Genomic DNA, 2,192 nt, shown 5'->3' with positions numbered 1-2,192 from the left:
TTTTGATTTCCAAAATAATAAGTATTGTTTACAAAACGTAGGGGTCGCACGAATACGTCAGCGTGAGGCCGACCCGCCAAAACCAAACAAAACGAAATATCAAAAATATAGAAACATATATGTAAAAACCAGCCCAAAAAGCGTTTTGAGGGTGTAGGGGATGGGTGCTCGAGGGAGAATCGAAAGGTGAATTTTTTCGACAGAAAAAAGAGAAGTTACCCTGGGGCACAACACCCTTAGCCCTCCCTCGAAATAATATAATTATAAAACATTTTAAATATCACATAAGCTAACAATCGTTTGTGTTGTGAAGTATAAATAATCTCAAATTTAAAACATTATAACACAATTTAATAACCATATAAAACAAATAGACCTTGCTCCTCTCGTGCCTCCCTCACCAGCTTCTAATCCTCCAACAACCAATCAACAATATAAACAATCTCAATCCCATCAATTGTTTTCTCCTCATAATACTTCCCGGTGATCACAATCTTCCTATAATTGTCATTAACTAAAAGTAAATTATCCGTTTCATGCTTATTATTCGGTAATTCATACGAAACTTGCACATATAAAACCTCGTCCATTCTCTTGGCAATAAAATCAATTTCCTTAGAATCAATCCTTCCAACATCAACACTATACCCTCTTCTTACAAGCTCAGTATAGACTATATTTTCAAGACGATTACTATAATTCCCACCCCTCATCCCAACCGAAATTCTTCTAAGACCATTATCGACAATAAAATATTTATTATTCGACCTTAAATACTCCTTCCCCCTAACATCATACTGCCTTACCTTGGAAAATAAAAAAGCATTCTCCAAAAGCTCCAAATACCTCGATACAGTGTGATTAGAAACACTGAGCCTTTCATTCTTAAACACATTCGAAATCTTAGTCGGATTCACTATCTGACCAACATTATCCGCCAAAAAATTTATAATCCCCTTTAAAATTTCCGTATCCTTAATTCCCGACCTAAATGCAACATCATTTAACACAATCGAATCAAAAATTCCGGACAAAACCGTGTCCTTTATTGCCTTTTCTGCAATAACCACACTTGGGAAACCCCCATAAATTTCATACTCCGAATATGCAGTATCAACATACCTTGAATTTAAATCAATTCCCTTAACGTACAAAAATTCCTTAAAAGAAAATGGATGCACAGGTATTTCAACATACCTTCCACTCAAAAAAGTCGCAAGTTCTCCAGATAACATATTTGCATTTGAACCGGTGATTACAATGTCCGCCTCAAAACTTATGCGCAGTGAATTTATAACTTTTTGCCAACCATCAACAAATTGAATTTCATCAAAAAGAAAATAATATTTAACATCCTTTTTTAAATTTAATGAGCTAATTAACTCGTGGAAATCACGTTCATTTTTTATATTCTGATACTCAAACAATTCAAAATTAATGTAAATAATATTTTTCCCAGATATGCCCAAACTTTTTAAATATTCACTATATAATTTTAAGATAACAGACTTTCCAGAACGTCTAACACCAGTTATCACTTTTATAAAATCTGTGTCTTTAAATCTTTTTAATTTTTCTAAATACATAGGTCTGTCGAACATACGCTACCTCCTTTTGGAAATAAACTTCTTATTTTTTAAATTATACCATTTCAGGAAGTTAACTTCCAATTTTTATTTTTCGTTAACGATCGGACCGCATAATAAAATTATCAATATAACCAACAACCGTAGGGGCGGCACGTGACTTCAAGGAATTTTATGAAATTAAAAAACAATAGACAAATAAAAAACTTAAACATCAAAACAACATAGGTCCGCCCTCAAACACAATAAAACGAAATTTTAAAAAACATTAAATTTATCAATATAACCAACAACCGTAGGGGCGGCATGTATTTGCAAGAAAATTTATGAAATAAAAAACAATAGACAAATAAAAAACTTAAACATCAAAACAACACAGGTCCGCCCTCAAACCTAATAAAACTAAATATCAAAAATTTTAAAAATATCAATATAACCAACAATCGTAGGGGCGGCACGTATTTGCAAGGAAATTTATGAAATAAAAAACAAGAGACAAATAAAAAACTTAAACATCAAAACAACATAGGTCCGCCCGCAAAACACAATAAAATGAAATATCAAAAATATAAAAATATCAATATAACCAACAAACGTAGGGGCGGC

1 protein-coding gene is annotated in these 2,192 nt (G+C 32.4%); it reads right to left on the bottom strand.

The annotated features are described in order from the left end of the window. Positions 1–407 precede the first annotated feature (407 nt). Positions 408–1,601: an ATP-binding protein gene (locus HMPREF9129_RS02975; protein WP_004820208.1), complete on the bottom strand. Its 1,194-nt coding sequence runs from the start codon at positions 1,599–1,601 to the stop codon at positions 408–410. Positions 1,602–2,192: the final 591 nt, after the last annotated feature.

This window comes from Peptoniphilus indolicus ATCC 29427, from assembly GCF_000227315.1.
GTDB classification, from domain to species: Bacteria; Bacillota; Clostridia; order Tissierellales; family Peptoniphilaceae; genus Peptoniphilus; species Peptoniphilus indolicus.
The sequence above is the reverse complement of the archived record's forward strand: the minus strand, read 5'-3'. Positions and strand labels throughout refer to the sequence as shown.

Bases quoted from the DNA above. Each gene is read 5' to 3' on its own strand.
- HMPREF9129_RS02975 (WP_004820208.1), bottom strand. From the start codon at position 1,601: ATGTTCGACAGACCTATGTATTTAGAAAAATTAAAAAGATTTAAAGAC.